Origin of the sequence: Neisseria benedictiae (genome assembly GCF_958267435.1) — a bacterium.
In the GTDB taxonomy this organism is placed as follows: Bacteria; Pseudomonadota; Gammaproteobacteria; order Burkholderiales; family Neisseriaceae; genus Neisseria; species Neisseria bergeri.
In genome coordinates this window covers 35,196-50,947 of the sequence record NZ_CATQFV010000032.1, presented here as the reverse complement: position 1 = coordinate 50,947, position 15,752 = coordinate 35,196, and the positions used below count along the sequence as shown (strand labels likewise).

The window sequence follows — 15,752 nt, the reverse complement described above, 5'->3', positions numbered from 1 at the left end:
TTATGCAGGAATGGTTCCAAAACCTCTTTGCCGCAACGCTCGGTCTGGGCGATTTGGGTATCACCGTAGGTTTGGTGGTATCCGTCATCGTCAAAATTGTGATTATCCTGATTCCGCTGATTCTGACCGTTGCCTACCTGACGTATTTCGAACGTAAAGTCATCGGCTTTATGCAGCTTCGTGTCGGCCCGAACGTAACCGGCCCGTGGGGTTTGATCCAGCCGTTTGCCGACGTGTTCAAACTCTTGTTTAAAGAGGTAACCCGTCCGAAGCTGTCAAACAAAGCCCTGTTCTACATCGGCCCGATTATGTCGCTCGCCCCGTCTTTTGCGGCGTGGGCAGTGATTCCGTTCAACGAAGAATGGGTGCTGACCAACATCAATATCGGCCTTTTGTACATCCTGATGATTACCTCGCTGTCGGTTTACGGCGTGATCATCGCGGGCTGGGCTTCCAACTCCAAATATTCGTTTTTGGGCGCAATGCGTGCTTCCGCACAAAGCATTTCCTACGAGATTGCCATGAGTGCCGCGCTGGTGTGCGTCGTGATGGTATCGGGCAGCATGAACTTCTCCGACATCGTTGCCGCACAAGCTAAAGGTATTGCCGGCGGTTCGGTATTCTCTTGGAACTGGCTGCCGCTCTTCCCCATCTTCATCGTCTATCTGATTTCCGCCGTTGCCGAAACCAACCGCGCGCCGTTTGACGTGGCAGAGGGTGAGTCTGAAATCGTTGCCGGCCACCACGTCGAATACTCCGGCTTCGCATTCGCGCTGTTCTTCCTTGCCGAATACATTTTCATGATTCTGATTGCCGCGCTGACCTCGCTGATGTTCCTCGGCGGCTGGCTGTCTCCGTTCCCGCAAAGCTGGGGCTTTATCGGTACACCTTCCGCATTCTGGATGTTCGTGAAAATGGCGGCGGTGCTGTACTGGTACCTGTGGATCCGTGCAACCTTCCCGCGCTACCGTTACGACCAAATCATGCGCTTGGGCTGGAAAGTGCTGATTCCGATCGGCTTCGCCTACATCGTGATTTTGGGCGTGTGGATGATTTCACCGCTGAATTTGTGGAAATAAGTTTCAGACGGCATCTTGAGGTCGTCTGAACAAAGCGATTTTGAATACCTAACGAAATCCCTGATTTGAGGGAACATAAATATGGCTAACTTAGTAAAAACCTTTCTGCTTGGCGAATTGGTAAAAGGCTTGGGCGTAACGCTCAAAAACTTTTTTGCCCGCAAAGACACAATTTATTTCCCCGAAGAGAAAACGCCGCAATCCGTGCGTTTCCGCGGCCTGCACGCGCAACGCCGTTATCCGAACGGCGAAGAGCGCTGTATTGCGTGTAAATTGTGTGAGGCAGTTTGTCCGGCAATGGCGATTAACATCGAATCGGAAGAACGCGAAGACGGAACCCGCCGCACCAAGCGTTACGACATCGACCTGACCAAGTGCATCTTCTGCGGTTTCTGCGAAGAGGCCTGCCCGACCGATGCGATTGTGGAAACGCATATTTTTGAATACCACGGCGAGAAAAAAGGCGACTTGCACATGACCAAGCCCATCCTTTTGGCAATCGGCGACAAATACGAACCCGAAATCGCCAAACGCAAAGCCGCTGACGCGCCGTATCGTTAAGGAGCAGACGAATGACTTTTTCCGCGATTCTGTTCTATATCCTTGCCGCCATCGTTTTGTACGGTGCGGTTCGTACCGTTACCGCTAAAAACCCTGTCCATGCCGCTTTGCATTTGGTGCTGACTTTCTGCGTGAGCGCGATGATTTGGATGCTGATGCAGGCAGAGTTTTTGGGCGTTACGCTGGTGGTGGTTTACGTCGGTGCTGTGATGGTGTTGTTCCTGTTCGTCGTGATGATGCTGAATATCGACATCGAGGAAATGCGCGCCGGTTTCTGGCGGCACGCGCCTGTTGCCGGTGTGGTCGGTACGCTGTTGGCGGTTGCCCTGATTCTGATTTTGGTCAACCCGAAAACCGACCTCGCCGCATTTGGTCTGATGAAAGACATTCCTGCCGATTACAACAATATCCGCGATTTGGGCAGCCGTATTTATACCGAATACCTGTTGCCGTTTGAGCTGGCGGCGGTATTGCTGTTGTTGGGTATGGTGGCGGCGATTGCGCTGGTTCACCGCAAAACCATCAATCCGAAACGTATGGATCCTGCCGACCAGGTTAAAGTACGCGCCGACCAAGGCCGTATGCGCTTGGTGAAAATGGAAGCGGTCAAACCGCAAACCGAATCTGCCGAAGAAAGCGAAGTTTCAGACGGCCTCAAGCTGGAAGGGGAGGACAAAGCATGATTACCTTGACGCATTATCTGGTATTGGGCGCTCTCCTGTTCGGTATCAGCGCGATGGGCATCTTTATGAACCGCAAAAACGTGCTGGTATTGCTGATGTCCATCGAGCTGATGCTTTTGGCGGTGAACTTCAACTTTATCGCCTTCTCGCAACATCTGGGCGATACCGCCGGACAGATTTTCGTATTCTTCGTATTGACTGTCGCTGCTGCTGAATCCGCCATCGGTTTGGCGATTATGGTATTGGTGTACCGTAACAGAAAAACAATCAACGTTGCCGATTTGGATGAGTTGAAAGGGTAAGGAGGTTGGGTCGAGGCCCAACAAGGCGCCTATGCCGTCTGAAAACCCGATAGGAAAAACGATGAAGTCCATAGACGAACAAAGCCTGCACAATGCCCGCCGCCTGTTTGAAAGCGGCGATATCGACCGTATCGAAGTCGGTACCACCGCGGGTCTGCAACAGATTCACCGTTACCTGTTCGGCGGCTTATATGATTTTGCGGGTCAAATCAGGGAAGACAACATTTCCAAAGGCGGTTTCCGTTTTGCCAACGCCATGTATCTGAAAGAGGCTTTGGCTAAAATCGAGCAGATGCCCGAGCGGACTTTTGAAGAAATCATCGCCAAATATGTTGAAATGAACATTGCCCATCCGTTTTTGGAGGGTAATGGCAGAAGTACCCGCATCTGGCTGGACTTGGTGCTGAAGAAAAACCTGAAAAAAGTCGTAAACTGGCAAAATGTAAGCAAAACTCTGTATTTGCAGGCGATGGAACGCAGCCCCGTCAACGATTTAGAACTGCGCTTTCTATTGAAGGACAACCTGACCGACGATGTGGACAACCGCGAAATCATCTTTAAAGGAATCGAGCAGTCGTATTATTACGAAGGGTATAAGAAAGGGTAAAGGTCGTCTGAAAAACGGCTTCAGACGACCTTAAGCGGTAGGTCGGATACTTGTATCCGACATTTTGGGGAAACAGGCAGATTTGTCGGATTCGAGAATCCGACCTACGAGACTGAAATATTGAAAGAAGAATGATGGATAAAAATCAGTTAGAACAAGAATTTCATAAAGCCATGTTAAATATTTATCAGGAGGCTTTGAATTTGCCGCAACCTTACAAGGCGACACGATTTTTACAAATTGTAAATGAATTTGGTGGTAAAGAGGCGGCGGATAAATTATTGAGTACGGGGGAAAAGAAGACTCAGACCGGTTTTACAGAGCTAATTTTGAGTGGTGGCGGAGTCCACGCCTTGAAATACAGTATGGAATATCTGGTGTTACAAAAGCCGTGGTGTGATTTATTTACTGAAGAGCAATTAGCTGTGGCACGCAAACGATTGGAGCGTGTTGGATTTGTTTTTCCGAAGTAATTTTGTACGAAACAAACATAGATTTTTAAATCAATCGGATTCAATCAAATGAACGACATGACTTTATATCTCATCATTGCCCTCGTGCCTTTGGCAGGCTCGCTGATTGCGGGTTTGTTCGGCAATAAAATCGGACGTGCCGGTGCGCATACCGTAACAATACTCGGTGTGGCGGTGTCCGCCTTGCTGTCGGCTTATGTGCTGTGGGGATTCCTCAATGGCAGCCGTGCCAAGTTTGACGAGAACGTTTATACCTGGCTGACAATGGGCGGCTTGGATTTCTCCGTCGGCTTCTTGGTCGATACGATGACAGCGATGATGATGGTCGTGGTAACGGGCGTGTCGTTGATGGTGCATATCTACACCATCGGCTATATGCACGACGAAAAAGTCGGCTACCAACGCTTCTTCAGCTACATTTCTTTGTTTACATTCAGCATGTTGATGCTGATTATGAGCAACAACTTCATCCAGCTCTTCTTCGGTTGGGAAGCGGTGGGTTTGGTGTCGTATCTCTTGATCGGTTTCTATTTCAAACGCCCGAGCGCGACATTTGCCAACCTGAAAGCCTTTTTGATCAACCGTGTCGGCGACTTCGGCTTTTTGCTCGGTATCGGCTTGGTGCTTGCCTATTTCGGCGGCAGCCTGCGCTATCAGGACGTATTCGCTTATCTGCCCAACGTCCAAAATGCCACCATCCAGCTTTTCCCCGGCGTGGAATGGTCTTTGATTACCGTAACTTGTTTACTTCTGTTTGTCGGTGCGATGGGTAAATCGGCACAATTCCCGCTGCATGTCTGGCTGCCCGATTCGATGGAAGGCCCGACCCCGATTTCCGCATTGATTCACGCCGCAACCATGGTTACCGCCGGTCTGTTCATGGTATCGCGTATGTCGCCGATTTATGAGATGAGCAGCACCGCGCTGTCTGTCATTATGGTGATCGGCGCGATTACCGCCCTGTTTATGGGTTTCTTGGGCGTGATTCAAAACGATATCAAGCGCGTGGTTGCGTATTCCACCCTGTCGCAACTGGGCTATATGACCGTGGCTTTGGGCGCGTCCGCCTATTCCGTGGCGATGTTCCATGTCATGACCCACGCCTTCTTTAAAGCCTTGCTGTTCTTGGCGGCAGGCAGCGCGATTATCGGTATGCACCACGACCAAGATATGCGCCATATGGGCAACCTGAAAAAATATATGCCGGTTACTTGGCTGACTATGCTGATCGGCAATTTGTCGCTGATCGGTACGCCGTTCTTCTCCGGCTTCTATTCTAAAGATTCGATTATCGAAGCAGCGAAATACAGCACCCTGCCGGGCAGCGGCTTTGCCTATTTTGCCGTCCTCGCCAGCGTGTTTGTTACCGCGTTTTACGCGTTCCGCCAATACTTTATGGTGTTCCACGGCGAAGAGAAATGGCGCAGCCTGCCTGAGCATCATGACGATCATCATGGCGAAGAGCATCACGGCTTGGGCAAAAACGACAATCCGCACGAAAGCCCGCTGGTTGTTACCCTGCCTTTGATTTTGCTTGCTATTCCGTCCGTCATCATCGGCTACCTTGCCATCGAGCCTATGCTTTACGGCGATTTCTTCAAAGATGTGATTTTCGTTAATGCCGACGCGCATCCGACCATGCACATCATGAAAGAAGAGTTCCACGGCGCATTGGCGATGGTGTCGCACAGCCTGACATCGCCTGTTTTGTATTTGGCGGCTGCCGGTGTTGCCGCCGCGTGGCTTTTGTACGTCAAACTGCCGCACCTGCCCGCCAAAATCGCGCAGGCGTTCCGTCCGGTTTACGTTTTGTTTGAAAACAAATACTACCTCGATGCCCTGTATTTCAACGTTTTCGCCAAAGGCACGCGCGCATTGGGTACCTTCTTTTGGAAAGTCGGCGATACCGCCATTATCGACAACGGCATCGTCAACGGCTCCGCCAAACTGGTCGGCGCGGTTGCCGCTCAAGTGCGTAAAGCCCAAACCGGCTTTATCTACACCTACGCCGCCGCTATGGTATTCGGCGTATTGGTACTGCTCGGTATGACCTTCTGGGGATTGTTCCGATAAGGATGAGGTTTCAGACGGCCTCTTAAAACGTCGTCTGACAAACCAACCCGTACAACGATATTTTTATTCTAACCACAGGTTAACCACTATGTTTTCCAACTACCTACTCAGCTTGGCAATATGGATACCCATCGCCGCAGGTGTGCTGGTTTTGGCGGCCGGTAAAGACAGCCGTGCGCCGCTGGCGCGTGTGCTTGCCTTTATGGGTGCGCTTGCCGGTTTCTTGGTAACACTGCCCCTGTTTGCCGGTTTCGACCGTTTGAGCGGCGGCTATCAGTTTACCGAGTTCCACGAGTGGATTCCGCTGCTGAAAATCAACTACGCATTGGGCGTGGACGGTATTTCAGTGCTCTTTATCATCTTGAATGCGTTTATTACGCTGTTGGTGGTATTGGCCGGTTGGAAAGTCATTCAGAAACGTCCGGCGCAGTATATGGCGGCATTCCTGATGATGTCGGGTTTGATTAACGGCGCGTTTGCCGCGCAGGATGCGATTCTGTTTTATGTGTTCTTCGAGGGTATGCTGATTCCGCTGTACCTGATTATCGGTGTATGGGGCGGCCCGCGCCGCGTCTATGCGTCGGTCAAGCTGTTCCTCTATACGCTGATGGGTTCGCTCTTGATGCTGGTTGCCATGGTTTACCTGTACTATCAGACAGGCAGCTTCTCTATTGTCGATTTCCAAAACATCAAACAGATTCCGTTGGGCGTACAACAGCTTTTGTTTGCAGCATTCTTCCTGTCATTCGCTGTAAAAGTGCCGATGTTCCCTGTGCACACTTGGTTGCCGGATGCCCACGTTGAAGCGCCGACCGGCGGTTCGATGGTGTTGGCGGCAATTACACTGAAACTGGGCGCATACGGATTTTTGCGCTTCATCCTGCCGATTGTGCCGGACGCGGCACGCTATTTTGCCCCCGTAATCATCGTATTGAGCCTGATTGCCGTGATTTACATCGGTATGGTGGCCCTGGTGCAGACCGATATGAAGAAACTGGTGGCGTATTCGTCCATCAGCCATATGGGTTTTGTAACGCTTGGGATGTTCTTGTTTATTGACGGGCAGTTGGACGACTGGGCGTTGAAAGGCGCGGTCATTCAGATGATTTCGCACGGCTTCGTGTCTGCCGCGATGTTTATGTGTATCGGCGTGATGTACGACCGCCTGCACACGCGCAATATTGCCGATTACGGCGGCGTGGTCAATGTGATGCCTAAGTTTGCGGCGTTTATGATGTTGTTCGGTATGGCCAATGCCGGTCTGCCTGCGACTTCCGGCTTCGTGGGCGAGTTTATGGTGATTATGGGCGCGGTTAAAGTGAATTTCTGGGTAGGCGCGTTGGCCGCCATGACCTTGATTTACGGTGCGTCTTATACCCTGTGGATGTACAAACGCGTTATTTTTGGTGCGATCCACAATCCGCACGTTGCCGAAATGAAAGACATCAATTGCCGCGAATTTGCGATTTTGGCGATTTTGGCGGTTGCTGTTTTGGGCATGGGTCTGTATCCGCAAGCGTTTATCGAAGTGGTGCATCAAGCGGCAAACGATTTGATTGCCCATGTGGCACAAAGCAAGATTTGAGGTGTGTAAATGAACTGGTCTGATTTGAATTTAATGCCCGCCATGCCCGAAATCGTGCTGCTTGCGCTATTGGGTGTCGTATTGCTGGCAGACTTGTGGATTTGCGATAAAAACCGCTATCTGACCCATCTGATGAGTTTGGGAACGGTCATCATCGTGGCCGTTACCCAATTGGCGGTATGGGAGCAGGGCAGTGTCGATGCCTTTCACGGTATGTATATTGCGGACGGCATGTCCCGTTTGGCTAAACTGGTGCTGTATGCACTGACGTTCGGTCTGTTTATTTACAGTAAACCGTACAACCAAGACCGCCAAATTTTTAAAGGCGAGTTTTATACCCTGTCGCTGTTCGCCCTGTTGGGTATGAGCGTCATGGTTAGCTCGGCACATTTCTTGACCGCGTATATCGGTTTGGAATTGTTGTCTTTATCGCTGTACGCCATGATTGCCCTACGCCGCGATTCCGGCCGCTCTGCCGAGGCCGCGCTGAAATACTTCGTATTGGGCGCGTTGGCCTCCGGTTTGCTGCTTTATGGTATTTCCATGGTTTACGGCGCCACCGGTTCCCTTGATTTTGCTTCTGTCTTGGCTTCTGCTTTCAACGAGCAGGCCAATGAATGGTTGTTGAAATTGGGTATGGTGTTTATTGTAGTCGCCATTGCATTTAAATTGGGTGCGGTTCCATTCCATATGTGGGTACCCGATGTGTATGATGGCGCGCCAACCTCTGTTACCGCCTTTGTGGGTACGGCTCCGAAAATCGCCGCCGTTGTCTTTGCGTTCCGTATCCTTGTTACCGGTATGGGTACCATACATTCAGACTGGGCGCCGATGTTGGCCATTCTTGCCGTTGCATCTTTGGTAGTCGGTAACCTGGCCGCCATCATGCAAACCAATATCAAACGTATGCTTGCCTATTCTACCGTATCGCACATGGGCTTTATCCTGTTGGCGTTTATGGCAGGCGCGGTCGGCTTTACCGCAGGTTTGTATTACGCCATTACCTATGCTGTGATGGCGGCAGTCAGCTTCGGTGTTTTGATGGTATTGTCCACCAAAGACATTGAGTGTGAAAACATCAAAGACCTCGCAGGCCTTAACCAACGCCATGCATGGTTTGCCTTCCTGATGTTGCTGTCTATGTTCTCCATGGCAGGTATTCCGCCGCTGATGGGTTTTTACGCCAAATTCGGCGTGATTATGGCACTCTTGAAACAAGGCCATGTTTGGTTGTCTGTATTTGCCGTTATCATGTCTCTGATTGGCGCGTTCTACTACCTGCGCGTGGTCAAAGTCATCTACTTCGATGCACCTGACCATGACCAGCCGGTCGGCAGCAACTATGCCGCCAAATTTGTCCTGACGGTCAATGCCTTCCTGCTGCTCCTGTGGGGTATCATGCCGCAAACCGTTATCGACTGGTGCGCCAAGGCGCTGGAAAATACGCTGTAATATTCGGTATCATCACGGCAGCCGTATCAGAGGTTGCCGTTTTATTTAAGGTTGCCGCCGTATTTCAGACGGCATGGGAAACGGCTATGCCGTCTGAAAGCGGAGAAAGAAGATTATGACCGCATCTATGTACACACTCTTGCTGCTTGCCTTAATTTTTGCCAATGCTCCGTTTCTTACGGTCAGGCTGTTCGGTATTGTTCCGCTCAAGCGCAAACATTTCGGACATCACCTGATCGAGCTGGCGGCAGGTTTCGCACTGACCGCCATTCTTGCCTATATTCTCGAATCCCGTGCAGGATCGGTACACGATCAGGGTTGGGAGTTTTACGCCACAGTCGTCTGCCTGTACCTGATTTTTGCGTTTCCATGTTTTGTGTGGCGGTATTTCTGGCATACGCGCAACAGGGAATAGGGTAACAATAATGCCGTCTGAAGCCTTGTTCAGACGGCATATCCGAGTCTGCTCAGTATTTACGCGCAATCGTAAATTCGGCAAGTTGTCTGAGCCGTAATGCCTTATTGCCGAAGGGTTCGAGCAGCGAGACTGCTTCGTCGGTCAGTTGGTACGCGTATGCCCGCGCACCGTCCAAGCCCATCAGTTTTACATAAGTCGGCTTGTCGTTGTCTGCGTCTTTGCCCGCTGTTTTCCCCAAGGTCGCCGTGTCTGCCTCGCAGTCCAACACATCGTCGATGACTTGGAACGCCAGCCCCAGTTTTGCCGCATAATCATCCAATACCGCCAGACTGTTTTCAGACAGATTCGGGCAAGACATCGCCCCCAATAAAACCGCGGCACGAATCAACGCCCCTGTTTTCAGGCTGTGCATCTGTTCCAAATCGGTTTGGGCCATCTGCTTGCCGACATTGGCCAAATCGATTGCCTGACCGCCCGCCATGCCCCTGCTTCCGCTCGCTTTTGCCAAAACCGACAACATCGCCAGCTGCCGCGAAGCAGGCAGGCCGGACGGACGCGCCAATACATCGAAGGCTTGGGTCTGTAAAGCATCACCGGTCAGAAGGGCGGTTGCTTCGCCATATTTCACATGGCAGGTTGGTTTGCCCCGGCGCAGGCTGTCGTTGTCCATTGCCGGCATATCGTCGTGAACCAACGAATAGGCATGGATCATTTCGATTGCTGCCATTGCCTGTTCTACTGCTTCATGCACGGCTTCGCCTAATTCCGAAGCTGCCAGAACCAGCATCGGCCGCAGACGTTTGCCCCCGTCCAAAGCCGCATAACGCATGGCTTCGTGCAGTGTGTGCGGTATTTCCCCCTCAGACGGCAAAAACCGTTCCAGCAGCAGCTCTGTTTGCGCCTGCGCCCTCTGTTGCCACGTTTTCAAATCATTCGTCGGATTCAAGGTTTAACTCCTTCAGACCGTCTGTGTCTAAAACCTGTAGCTTTTGTTCGACTTGGGCCAACTTGGTTTGGCAGTATCTGACCAGTTCGTTGCCTTCCTGATATGCCGCCAATGCATCCTCCAACGGCATTTCCCCCTGCATGGACTGGGTCAGTGATTCAAGGCGCGACAGTGCCTCTTCAAACGATTTCGGGGTAATTTTCTTCATGGTATCGGGAGTTTCTGTAAAAACGGAATTGTAGCATTTCTGAAAACCGGATGCCGTCTGAAACAGCAGGATTTCAGACGGCATGGTTTTTGTCCTGCAAACGGCAAGAGGTTATTTGAGCAGATCGTCGGTAATACGTTGCAGGAAGGTCAGCCGTTCGGTGCGAATTTTACCGGTTTGCGCGGCGGCTTTGACGGCGCAGCCGGGTTCGGCGCGGTGGGTGCAGTTGTGGAAGCGGCATTGTCCGACGAGATGGCTCAGGTCGGGGAAGTATTGCAGCAGGTCGGCGGCTTCGAGGTGGTGCAGGCCGAATTCTTGCAAACCCGGGGAGTCGATTAATTGGGTTTCTCCGTTTAAATCGTAAAGCTGGGCGTGGGTGGTGGTGTGTTTGCCGGAATCGAGCGCGGTGGAGATGTCGCCGGTGCGGGCGGTTTGGTTGCCCAAGAGGGCGTTGGTCAGGGTGGATTTACCCATGCCGCTTTGTCCGAGCAGGATGTTGCTATGCCCTTGCAGGACGGGACGTAGGATGTCGGCGTTTTCCAGCGCGCGGGTTTCGATGACGAGATAACCGAGCGTTTCGTAGAATTTGAGTTTTTCATGCCAGAGGGCGGTTTCAGGCAGGTCGGCTTTGTTCAGGATGATGACAGCTTGGATGCCCGCGGCTTCAGCGGCCAGGAGGGCGCGTTGCAACAAGGCTTCGCTAGGCGAGGGAACGGCGGCGGTAACGATAAGGAGCTGGCTGACGTTGGCGGCGATAAGTTTGGTTTTCCAAGCGTCTTGGCGGTAGAGCAGGCTTTCGCGCGGCAGGTAGTCTTCGATGACGGCCTGTTCGGCGTTAATGTTTTGGATATGCACGCGGTCGCCGCAGGCGAAATCGACCCGCTTTTTGCGCGTGCTGGCTTCGTAGGTTTTGCCGTCTGGCGTACGCACGATGTAGCGGCGGCCGTAGCTGGTGATGATTTGGGCGGTATCGGTCATGGTTTTGACGGGTAGGGGAACGGGAAGGCCGTCTGAAAATGTTTTCAGACGGCCTTGAGATTTATCTTTTCCGACCTTTCTTTTGCTCCATTTTATCCAACGCTTTTCCCATATCTTCTAAAGCATTCGGATTACCACCAAAATCATGGCCGCCGACACTACACACAGTAGCAGATAGAATACTCATCGTCGAAATCTCTTTCATTTCAAACCGTTCAGATTCCATTGGGATCTCATGCAATAATTTCCCTTTCCCGAAATGACGACTGTATAGTTTTGCCGGCTCCGGATTCATAATATCAATCCTGTTCAGACAATCCAGATAGTGCTTCTCTATCATGGAAGTACCTGCCAAATTTTTATTCGTATCATCAAAATTAGTTATCACATCATATACTAACAAATTTGGGTTGTGAGGATGATTCTTGATACTTTCCATATCTGCATAAACACGACTCTGAGCACCATCCAGCATTGGCAAAAATCTTGGCTTATCAGCAAATACTGAGATTGGTAAACAAATTGTCATTAAAAAAACAGCTAACTTTTTCATTTTACTTTCCCCCGATTAGATCAAGTCGTTCACGACGAATCAGTTTATCATTCGGATAACCCTGAATAGTACAGATGAGAGAAGTTTTACCGTCACTCTCTTCCAATATCAGCGATTTTTCTACTGTATTTTTTGCAGGTATCGAACCAGACGTTGCTTGCATATTTGGCTGCCAACGCAAAGACTTATGACTATTAATAATAATTTGCGGAGAAGTCACAAAATCCTCTCCCATCGGTTTCAATCCCCATTGAGGGAACTTTGCTACCACATCAGCAGCCTGAGCTTTTTTAAGCTCGAACCCCCAGAAATAAAAGACAGGATTTTTACCCGTCTCATTAACCGGCAGTTCCGAATATTCTGCCGAAAAACTACTAAAATGTATGCCGTTTACTATTATCGGTTTATTGAAGATAACCTGTCTTTTCCCATCTTCATCGGCACTACCTAACTGAAAACGTGCAGTCTTTCCTACTTTCTCAATCGGAGCATATTTACTCAATTGCTCCTGCTTGTTTTTCAAGATATCAAACATAGATGCATCACATTTTACAAATGCATTCAGCAACTCTTCTTCCGCACTTCCTGCCCATGCATTCGCTGCAAGTGCAAATACAGCCATACTCAAATATTTGATAGATCGTTTCATATTGTCTTTCTAAAGTTAGCGTAAATTATCGTTGAATTACATGACCATTTTAATTCATGACATCAAATTAAGCACGATCTAAATTATTGTTTTTTTTCAGACGGCCTTTTATCTTCTTTCCAAGCGTTTAATTGTTTTCCCACTCGACATGTTCACTCAAGAAGCCGCCACTTTGGTGCGCCCAAAGTTTGGCATACAGGCCTTGTTTCTCGAGCAACTCGGTGTGGCTGCCTTCTTCGATGATGCGGCCTTTGTCTAAGACAATGAGGCGGTCCATCGCGGCAATGGTGGAGAGGCGGTGTGCGATGGCAATCACGGTTTTGCCTTCCATCATTTTGTCGAGGCTTTCTTGGATGGCGGCTTCGACTTCGGAGTCGAGCGCGCTGGTGGCTTCGTCAAGCAACAGAATCGGCGCATCTTTGAGCATGACGCGGGCGATGGCGATGCGTTGGCGCTGGCCGCCGGAAAGTTTCACGCCGCGTTCGCCGACGTGCGCGTCATAGCCGCGCCGTCCTTTGGCGTCGGAAAGGTTGGGGATGAAATCGGCGGCTTCGGCGCGTTCGGCGGCGGAGATCATTTCGGCATCAGTCGCATCGGGGCGGCCGTAAACGATATTGTCGCGCACGGAACGGTGCAGCAGCGAGGTGTCTTGCGTGACCAAACCGATTTGGGCACGCAGGCTTTCTTGGGTCACGCTGTCCACGGTTTGGCCGTCGATCGAAATCGTGCCGCTTTGCGGTTCGTAGAAGCGCAGGAGCAGGTTGACGATGGTGGATTTGCCCGCGCCGCTGCGTCCGATCAAGCCGACTTTTTCGCCCGGGCGAATGGTCAGGTTGAAGCCGTTGAGCAGCGGTTTGCCTGCTTCGTAGGAGAAATCGATGTGTTCGAACTTGATTTCGCCTTGCGACACTTTCAACGGCAGGGCTTTGGGCTTGTCGAGGATGGTGTGCGGTTTGGACAGGGTTGCCATGCCGTCGCCGACGGTGCCGATGTTTTCAAACAAGCGGGCGGATTCCCACATGATGTATTGCGACAAACCGTTGACGCGCAACGCCATCGCGGTGGCGGTGGCAACCGCGCCGACGCCGACTTGCCCGTGATACCAAAGCCAGATGCCCAGTGCGGTCGTGCCGGCGGTCAGCGAGCTGTTGACGATGAAGCTGCAGGTGTGCAGCAGCGTCGCCAAACGCATTTGGGCGTGTACCGTCACCATAAATTCTTCCATCGACTGCTTGGCGTAGGCCGCTTCGCGCGCGCCGTGGGAGAAGAGTTTGACGGTGGTGATGTTGGAATAGGCGTCGGTAATGCGGCCGGTCATCAGCGAGCGCGCATCCGCTTGACGCGCGGCGGTTTTGCCGAGCTTGGGAATCAGGAAACGCATAATCAGGGCGAATCCAATCATCCAGCCGATAAAGGGCAGCAGCAGCCAGCCGTCGAACGAAATCAGAATCACGCCGGAAGTAATGAAATACACCAGCACATAAACAACCATGTCGGCAACCGTCATCACCACGTCGCGCAACGCCAGCGCGGTCTGCATGACTTTGGCGGACACGCGTCCTGCAAATTCGTCCTGATAAAAGCCCAGGCTCTGTCCCAGCATCAGGCGATGGAAGTTCCAGCGCAGGCGCATGGGGAACACGCCTTGTAGGGTTTGCAGGCGCACGTTGGACGCGAGGAAGGTCCAGAGGGCGAAAAACACCATCATCGCCGCCATCGCCGTCAACGCCCAGCCTTTTTCGGCAAACAGGGTTGCGGGCGTGTATTTGCCGAGCCAGTCCACGACTTTGCCCATAAATTGAAACAGCAGGGCTTCCATGATGCCGATGCCTGCGGTAAATGTCGCCAAAACGGCAATCCATTTGCGCAATCCCCTGATGTTGCTCCAGATAAACCGCCACAGCCCTTTTTCAGGCGTTTTCGGGGCGGCTTCGGGATAGGGGTCGATTCGGGATTCGAACCAGGAAAAGATTTTGTTCAACATTGTTTTCGATTTTGGTAAAACAGTTTCAGACGGCATCAAACACAATGCCGTCTGAAAGGAAGGACAATAACGCCATTTTACGGGAAAAGCCGTCGGGAAGACAGCACGGGGCGGAAACGCAGGGTTTCGGCAGGGCAAACGCCGCGCCGCCTTCAGACGGCATTATTTCAGCAGGTTTTTCAAAGCAAGGCGCACGCCTTCACCCACGTCCGTCCCCTTCGGAACGCCTTTGACCGCCGCTTTTGCTTCGCGTTCGCTGTAACCCAGCGCAAGCAGCGTGCTGACGATGTCTTCCGTTTCGTCGGCGGCGGGTGCGGCGGCAAACAGCCCGTCCGTTACCGTATGCGCGACCAGCTTGCCGCGCAGTTCCAAGACCATGCGTTCGGCGGTTTTTTTGCCGATTCCCGGAGCGGAGGAGAGGCGTTTGACATCTTCTTCTGCAACCGCCTGCGCCAGTTCGTCGGCAGTCATTGCCGATAAAATCCCCAAGGCGGTTTTTGCCCCGATGCCGCTGACCTTGATTAGTTGGCGGAATGTTTTGCGCTCTTCCGCAGTGGCAAAACCGAAGAGCAGGTGTGCGTCCTCACGGACGACGAGTTGGGTGAAAACCTGTACGGTTTCGCCCAATGGTGGCAGGTTGTAGAAGGTCTGCATCGATACGTCGGCTTCGTAGCCTACGCCGTTGACATCGATGACGATTTGCGGAGGGTTTTTTTCAACCAGTTTGCCGGTTAGTCTGCTGATCATGTGTGCCGAATCCTGAAGTGTCGGGTGCAAAATGCCGTCTGAAACCGGTTCGGGCTTCAGACGGCACGGATTGTATCAAATTCAGTCGTCGCGGCGGGAGGAAATCACGCGGCCGGTGCGGGCATCGACAACGACTTTGTATTCCTGTCCGTTTTTGACGATTTCGACATCATAGTGCGGACGGCCGTCGTCGTGTTCGAGATCGATGTCGGTGATTTTGCCGCCGACACGCGCCAACGCTGCTTTTTCGGCTTGGGCGCGGCTGATGATTTTGTCTTGTTTGTTGTGTTGGTGTGCGGCGTGTCCGTGGTCGTCATCGCCGTGTCCGTCGTGGTGGGCGAGTGCGGGGGCGGAAATGCCCAGCAGTGCGGTTGCGGCGACGGTCAAGAGAAGGCGTTTGAAGTTCATGTTTTGCTCCTGCGAAGTATCTGGTGGTGTTTGAAGGACGTAAAGG

At 51.7% G+C, this 15,752-nt stretch carries 19 protein-coding genes; 10 read left to right on the top strand and 9 right to left on the bottom strand.

All coding sequences use genetic code 11. The features are described from left to right. The first annotated feature begins 2 nt into the window (after positions 1-2). The 10 genes from nuoH (at position 3) to Q3O12_RS03900 (ending at position 9,230) form a co-directional block, all read left to right on the top strand. A complete protein-coding gene (gene nuoH / locus Q3O12_RS03945) occupies positions 3-1,079 on the top strand; it encodes an NADH-quinone oxidoreductase subunit NuoH (RefSeq protein ID WP_002216340.1) in 1,077 nt (358 codons plus the stop codon). Between the two features lie 81 nt (positions 1,080-1,160). Beyond that, a complete protein-coding gene (nuoI, locus tag Q3O12_RS03940) occupies positions 1,161-1,640 on the top strand; it encodes an NADH-quinone oxidoreductase subunit NuoI (protein ID WP_070837200.1) in 480 nt (159 codons plus the stop codon). Between the two features lie 11 nt (positions 1,641-1,651). Continuing rightward, positions 1,652-2,323, top strand: coding sequence for an NADH-quinone oxidoreductase subunit J (locus Q3O12_RS03935; RefSeq protein ID WP_301669443.1), 672 nt, complete (start codon positions 1,652-1,654; stop codon positions 2,321-2,323). Further along, positions 2,320-2,625 carry an NADH-quinone oxidoreductase subunit NuoK gene (nuoK, locus tag Q3O12_RS03930; RefSeq protein ID WP_003759427.1) on the top strand — a complete coding sequence of 102 codons (306 nt, stop codon included), beginning with the start codon at positions 2,320-2,322 and terminating at the stop codon, positions 2,623-2,625. Before Q3O12_RS03935 ends, nuoK begins: the two co-directional genes overlap by 4 nt. 31 nt (positions 2,626-2,656) lie before the next feature. Continuing rightward, a complete protein-coding gene (gene fic / locus Q3O12_RS03925; protein ID WP_118820334.1) occupies positions 2,657-3,232 on the top strand; it encodes a protein adenylyltransferase Fic in 576 nt (191 codons plus the stop codon). Positions 3,233-3,363: 131 nt separating this feature from the next. Next, positions 3,364-3,705, top strand: coding sequence for a hypothetical protein (locus Q3O12_RS03920; protein WP_002215633.1), 342 nt, complete (start codon positions 3,364-3,366; stop codon positions 3,703-3,705). A 48-nt stretch (positions 3,706-3,753) separates the two neighbouring features. After that, a complete protein-coding gene (nuoL, locus tag Q3O12_RS03915) occupies positions 3,754-5,778 on the top strand; it encodes an NADH-quinone oxidoreductase subunit L (RefSeq protein WP_301669442.1) in 2,025 nt (674 codons plus the stop codon). An 88-nt stretch (positions 5,779-5,866) separates the two neighbouring features. Further along, entirely contained in the window at positions 5,867-7,363 is a 1,497-nt protein-coding gene (locus Q3O12_RS03910; protein WP_301669440.1) for an NADH-quinone oxidoreductase subunit M, read from the top strand. Between the two features lie 9 nt (positions 7,364-7,372). Next, entirely contained in the window at positions 7,373-8,815 is a 1,443-nt protein-coding gene (gene nuoN, locus Q3O12_RS03905; RefSeq protein WP_301669439.1) for an NADH-quinone oxidoreductase subunit NuoN, read from the top strand. A gap of 115 nt (positions 8,816-8,930) precedes the next feature. Then, complete coding sequence (locus Q3O12_RS03900) at positions 8,931-9,230, top strand: DUF2818 family protein (protein WP_003676976.1); 300 nt, start codon at positions 8,931-8,933, stop codon at positions 9,228-9,230. Positions 9,231-9,282: 52 nt separating this feature from the next. On the opposite strand, the gene Q3O12_RS03895 is transcribed toward Q3O12_RS03900, so the two are convergent. From Q3O12_RS03895 to Q3O12_RS03855, 9 genes are all read right to left on the bottom strand, one after another. Further along, positions 9,283-10,179, bottom strand: coding sequence for a polyprenyl synthetase family protein (locus Q3O12_RS03895; protein WP_301669438.1), 897 nt, complete (start codon positions 10,177-10,179; stop codon positions 9,283-9,285). After that, positions 10,163-10,471, bottom strand: a complete 309-nt coding sequence (locus Q3O12_RS03890; protein ID WP_003676973.1) for an exodeoxyribonuclease VII small subunit — start codon at positions 10,469-10,471, stop codon at positions 10,163-10,165. Before Q3O12_RS03890 ends, Q3O12_RS03895 begins: the two co-directional genes overlap by 17 nt. Positions 10,472-10,498: 27 nt before the next feature. Beyond that, positions 10,499-11,365 (bottom strand): ribosome small subunit-dependent GTPase A, encoded by an 867-nt coding sequence (rsgA, locus tag Q3O12_RS03885; protein WP_301669437.1) that lies wholly within the window; start codon positions 11,363-11,365, stop codon positions 10,499-10,501. Positions 11,366-11,426: 61 nt separating this feature from the next. Further along, positions 11,427-11,918: a surface-adhesin E family protein gene (locus tag Q3O12_RS03880; RefSeq protein ID WP_301669436.1), complete on the bottom strand. Its 492-nt coding sequence runs from the start codon at positions 11,916-11,918 to the stop codon at positions 11,427-11,429. Between the two features lies 1 nt (position 11,919). Continuing rightward, entirely contained in the window at positions 11,920-12,567 is a 648-nt protein-coding gene (locus Q3O12_RS03875; protein WP_128582410.1) for a hypothetical protein, read from the bottom strand. A 127-nt stretch (positions 12,568-12,694) separates the two neighbouring features. Continuing rightward, positions 12,695-14,551: an ABC transporter ATP-binding protein gene (locus tag Q3O12_RS03870; RefSeq protein ID WP_301669525.1), complete on the bottom strand. Its 1,857-nt coding sequence runs from the start codon at positions 14,549-14,551 to the stop codon at positions 12,695-12,697. 25 nt (positions 14,552-14,576) lie between these two features. Further along, positions 14,577-14,714 carry a hypothetical protein gene (locus Q3O12_RS03865; protein WP_118778457.1) on the bottom strand — a complete coding sequence of 46 codons (138 nt, stop codon included), beginning with the start codon at positions 14,712-14,714 and terminating at the stop codon, positions 14,577-14,579. After that, the gene (ruvA, locus tag Q3O12_RS03860) at positions 14,714-15,298 is read right to left on the bottom strand and encodes a Holliday junction branch migration protein RuvA (protein WP_301669435.1); all 585 of its coding nucleotides are present in this window, start codon (positions 15,296-15,298) and stop codon (positions 14,714-14,716) included. Before ruvA ends, Q3O12_RS03865 begins: the two co-directional genes overlap by 1 nt. An 81-nt stretch (positions 15,299-15,379) precedes the next feature. Beyond that, entirely contained in the window at positions 15,380-15,706 is a 327-nt protein-coding gene (locus Q3O12_RS03855; RefSeq protein WP_301669433.1) for a PepSY domain-containing protein, read from the bottom strand. Between the last annotated feature and the right edge of the window lie 46 nt (positions 15,707-15,752).

What these genes read in the sequence shown, in the direction of transcription:
- nuoL (WP_301669442.1), top strand. Translation starts at nt 3,754, where the DNA reads ATGAACGACATGACTTTATATCTCATCATTGCCCTCGTGCCTTTGGCA.
- Q3O12_RS03880 (WP_301669436.1), bottom strand. Translation starts at nt 11,918, where the DNA reads ATGAAAAAGTTAGCTGTTTTTTTAATGACAATTTGTTTACCAATCTCA.
- nuoI (WP_070837200.1), top strand. Translation starts at nt 1,161, where the DNA reads ATGGCTAACTTAGTAAAAACCTTTCTGCTTGGCGAATTGGTAAAAGGC.
- rsgA (WP_301669437.1), bottom strand. Translation starts at nt 11,365, where the DNA reads ATGACCGATACCGCCCAAATCATCACCAGCTACGGCCGCCGCTACATC.
- Q3O12_RS03870 (WP_301669525.1), bottom strand. Translation starts at nt 14,551, where the DNA reads ATGTTGAACAAAATCTTTTCCTGGTTCGAATCCCGAATCGACCCCTAT.
- Q3O12_RS03935 (WP_301669443.1), top strand. Translation starts at nt 1,652, where the DNA reads ATGACTTTTTCCGCGATTCTGTTCTATATCCTTGCCGCCATCGTTTTG.
- Q3O12_RS03890 (WP_003676973.1), bottom strand. Translation starts at nt 10,471, where the DNA reads ATGCCGTCTGAAATCCTGCTGTTTCAGACGGCATCCGGTTTTCAGAAA.
- nuoH (WP_002216340.1), top strand. Translation starts at nt 3, where the DNA reads ATGCAGGAATGGTTCCAAAACCTCTTTGCCGCAACGCTCGGTCTGGGC.
- Q3O12_RS03920 (WP_002215633.1), top strand. Translation starts at nt 3,364, where the DNA reads ATGATGGATAAAAATCAGTTAGAACAAGAATTTCATAAAGCCATGTTA.
- Q3O12_RS03855 (WP_301669433.1), bottom strand. Translation starts at nt 15,706, where the DNA reads ATGAACTTCAAACGCCTTCTCTTGACCGTCGCCGCAACCGCACTGCTG.
- Q3O12_RS03900 (WP_003676976.1), top strand. Translation starts at nt 8,931, where the DNA reads ATGACCGCATCTATGTACACACTCTTGCTGCTTGCCTTAATTTTTGCC.
- ruvA (WP_301669435.1), bottom strand. Translation starts at nt 15,298, where the DNA reads ATGATCAGCAGACTAACCGGCAAACTGGTTGAAAAAAACCCTCCGCAA.
- nuoN (WP_301669439.1), top strand. Translation starts at nt 7,373, where the DNA reads ATGAACTGGTCTGATTTGAATTTAATGCCCGCCATGCCCGAAATCGTG.
- Q3O12_RS03875 (WP_128582410.1), bottom strand. Translation starts at nt 12,567, where the DNA reads ATGAAACGATCTATCAAATATTTGAGTATGGCTGTATTTGCACTTGCA.
- Q3O12_RS03865 (WP_118778457.1), bottom strand. Translation starts at nt 14,714, where the DNA reads ATGCCGTCTGAAGGCGGCGCGGCGTTTGCCCTGCCGAAACCCTGCGTT.
- nuoK (WP_003759427.1), top strand. Translation starts at nt 2,320, where the DNA reads ATGATTACCTTGACGCATTATCTGGTATTGGGCGCTCTCCTGTTCGGT.
- Q3O12_RS03910 (WP_301669440.1), top strand. Translation starts at nt 5,867, where the DNA reads ATGTTTTCCAACTACCTACTCAGCTTGGCAATATGGATACCCATCGCC.
- fic (WP_118820334.1), top strand. Translation starts at nt 2,657, where the DNA reads ATGCCGTCTGAAAACCCGATAGGAAAAACGATGAAGTCCATAGACGAA.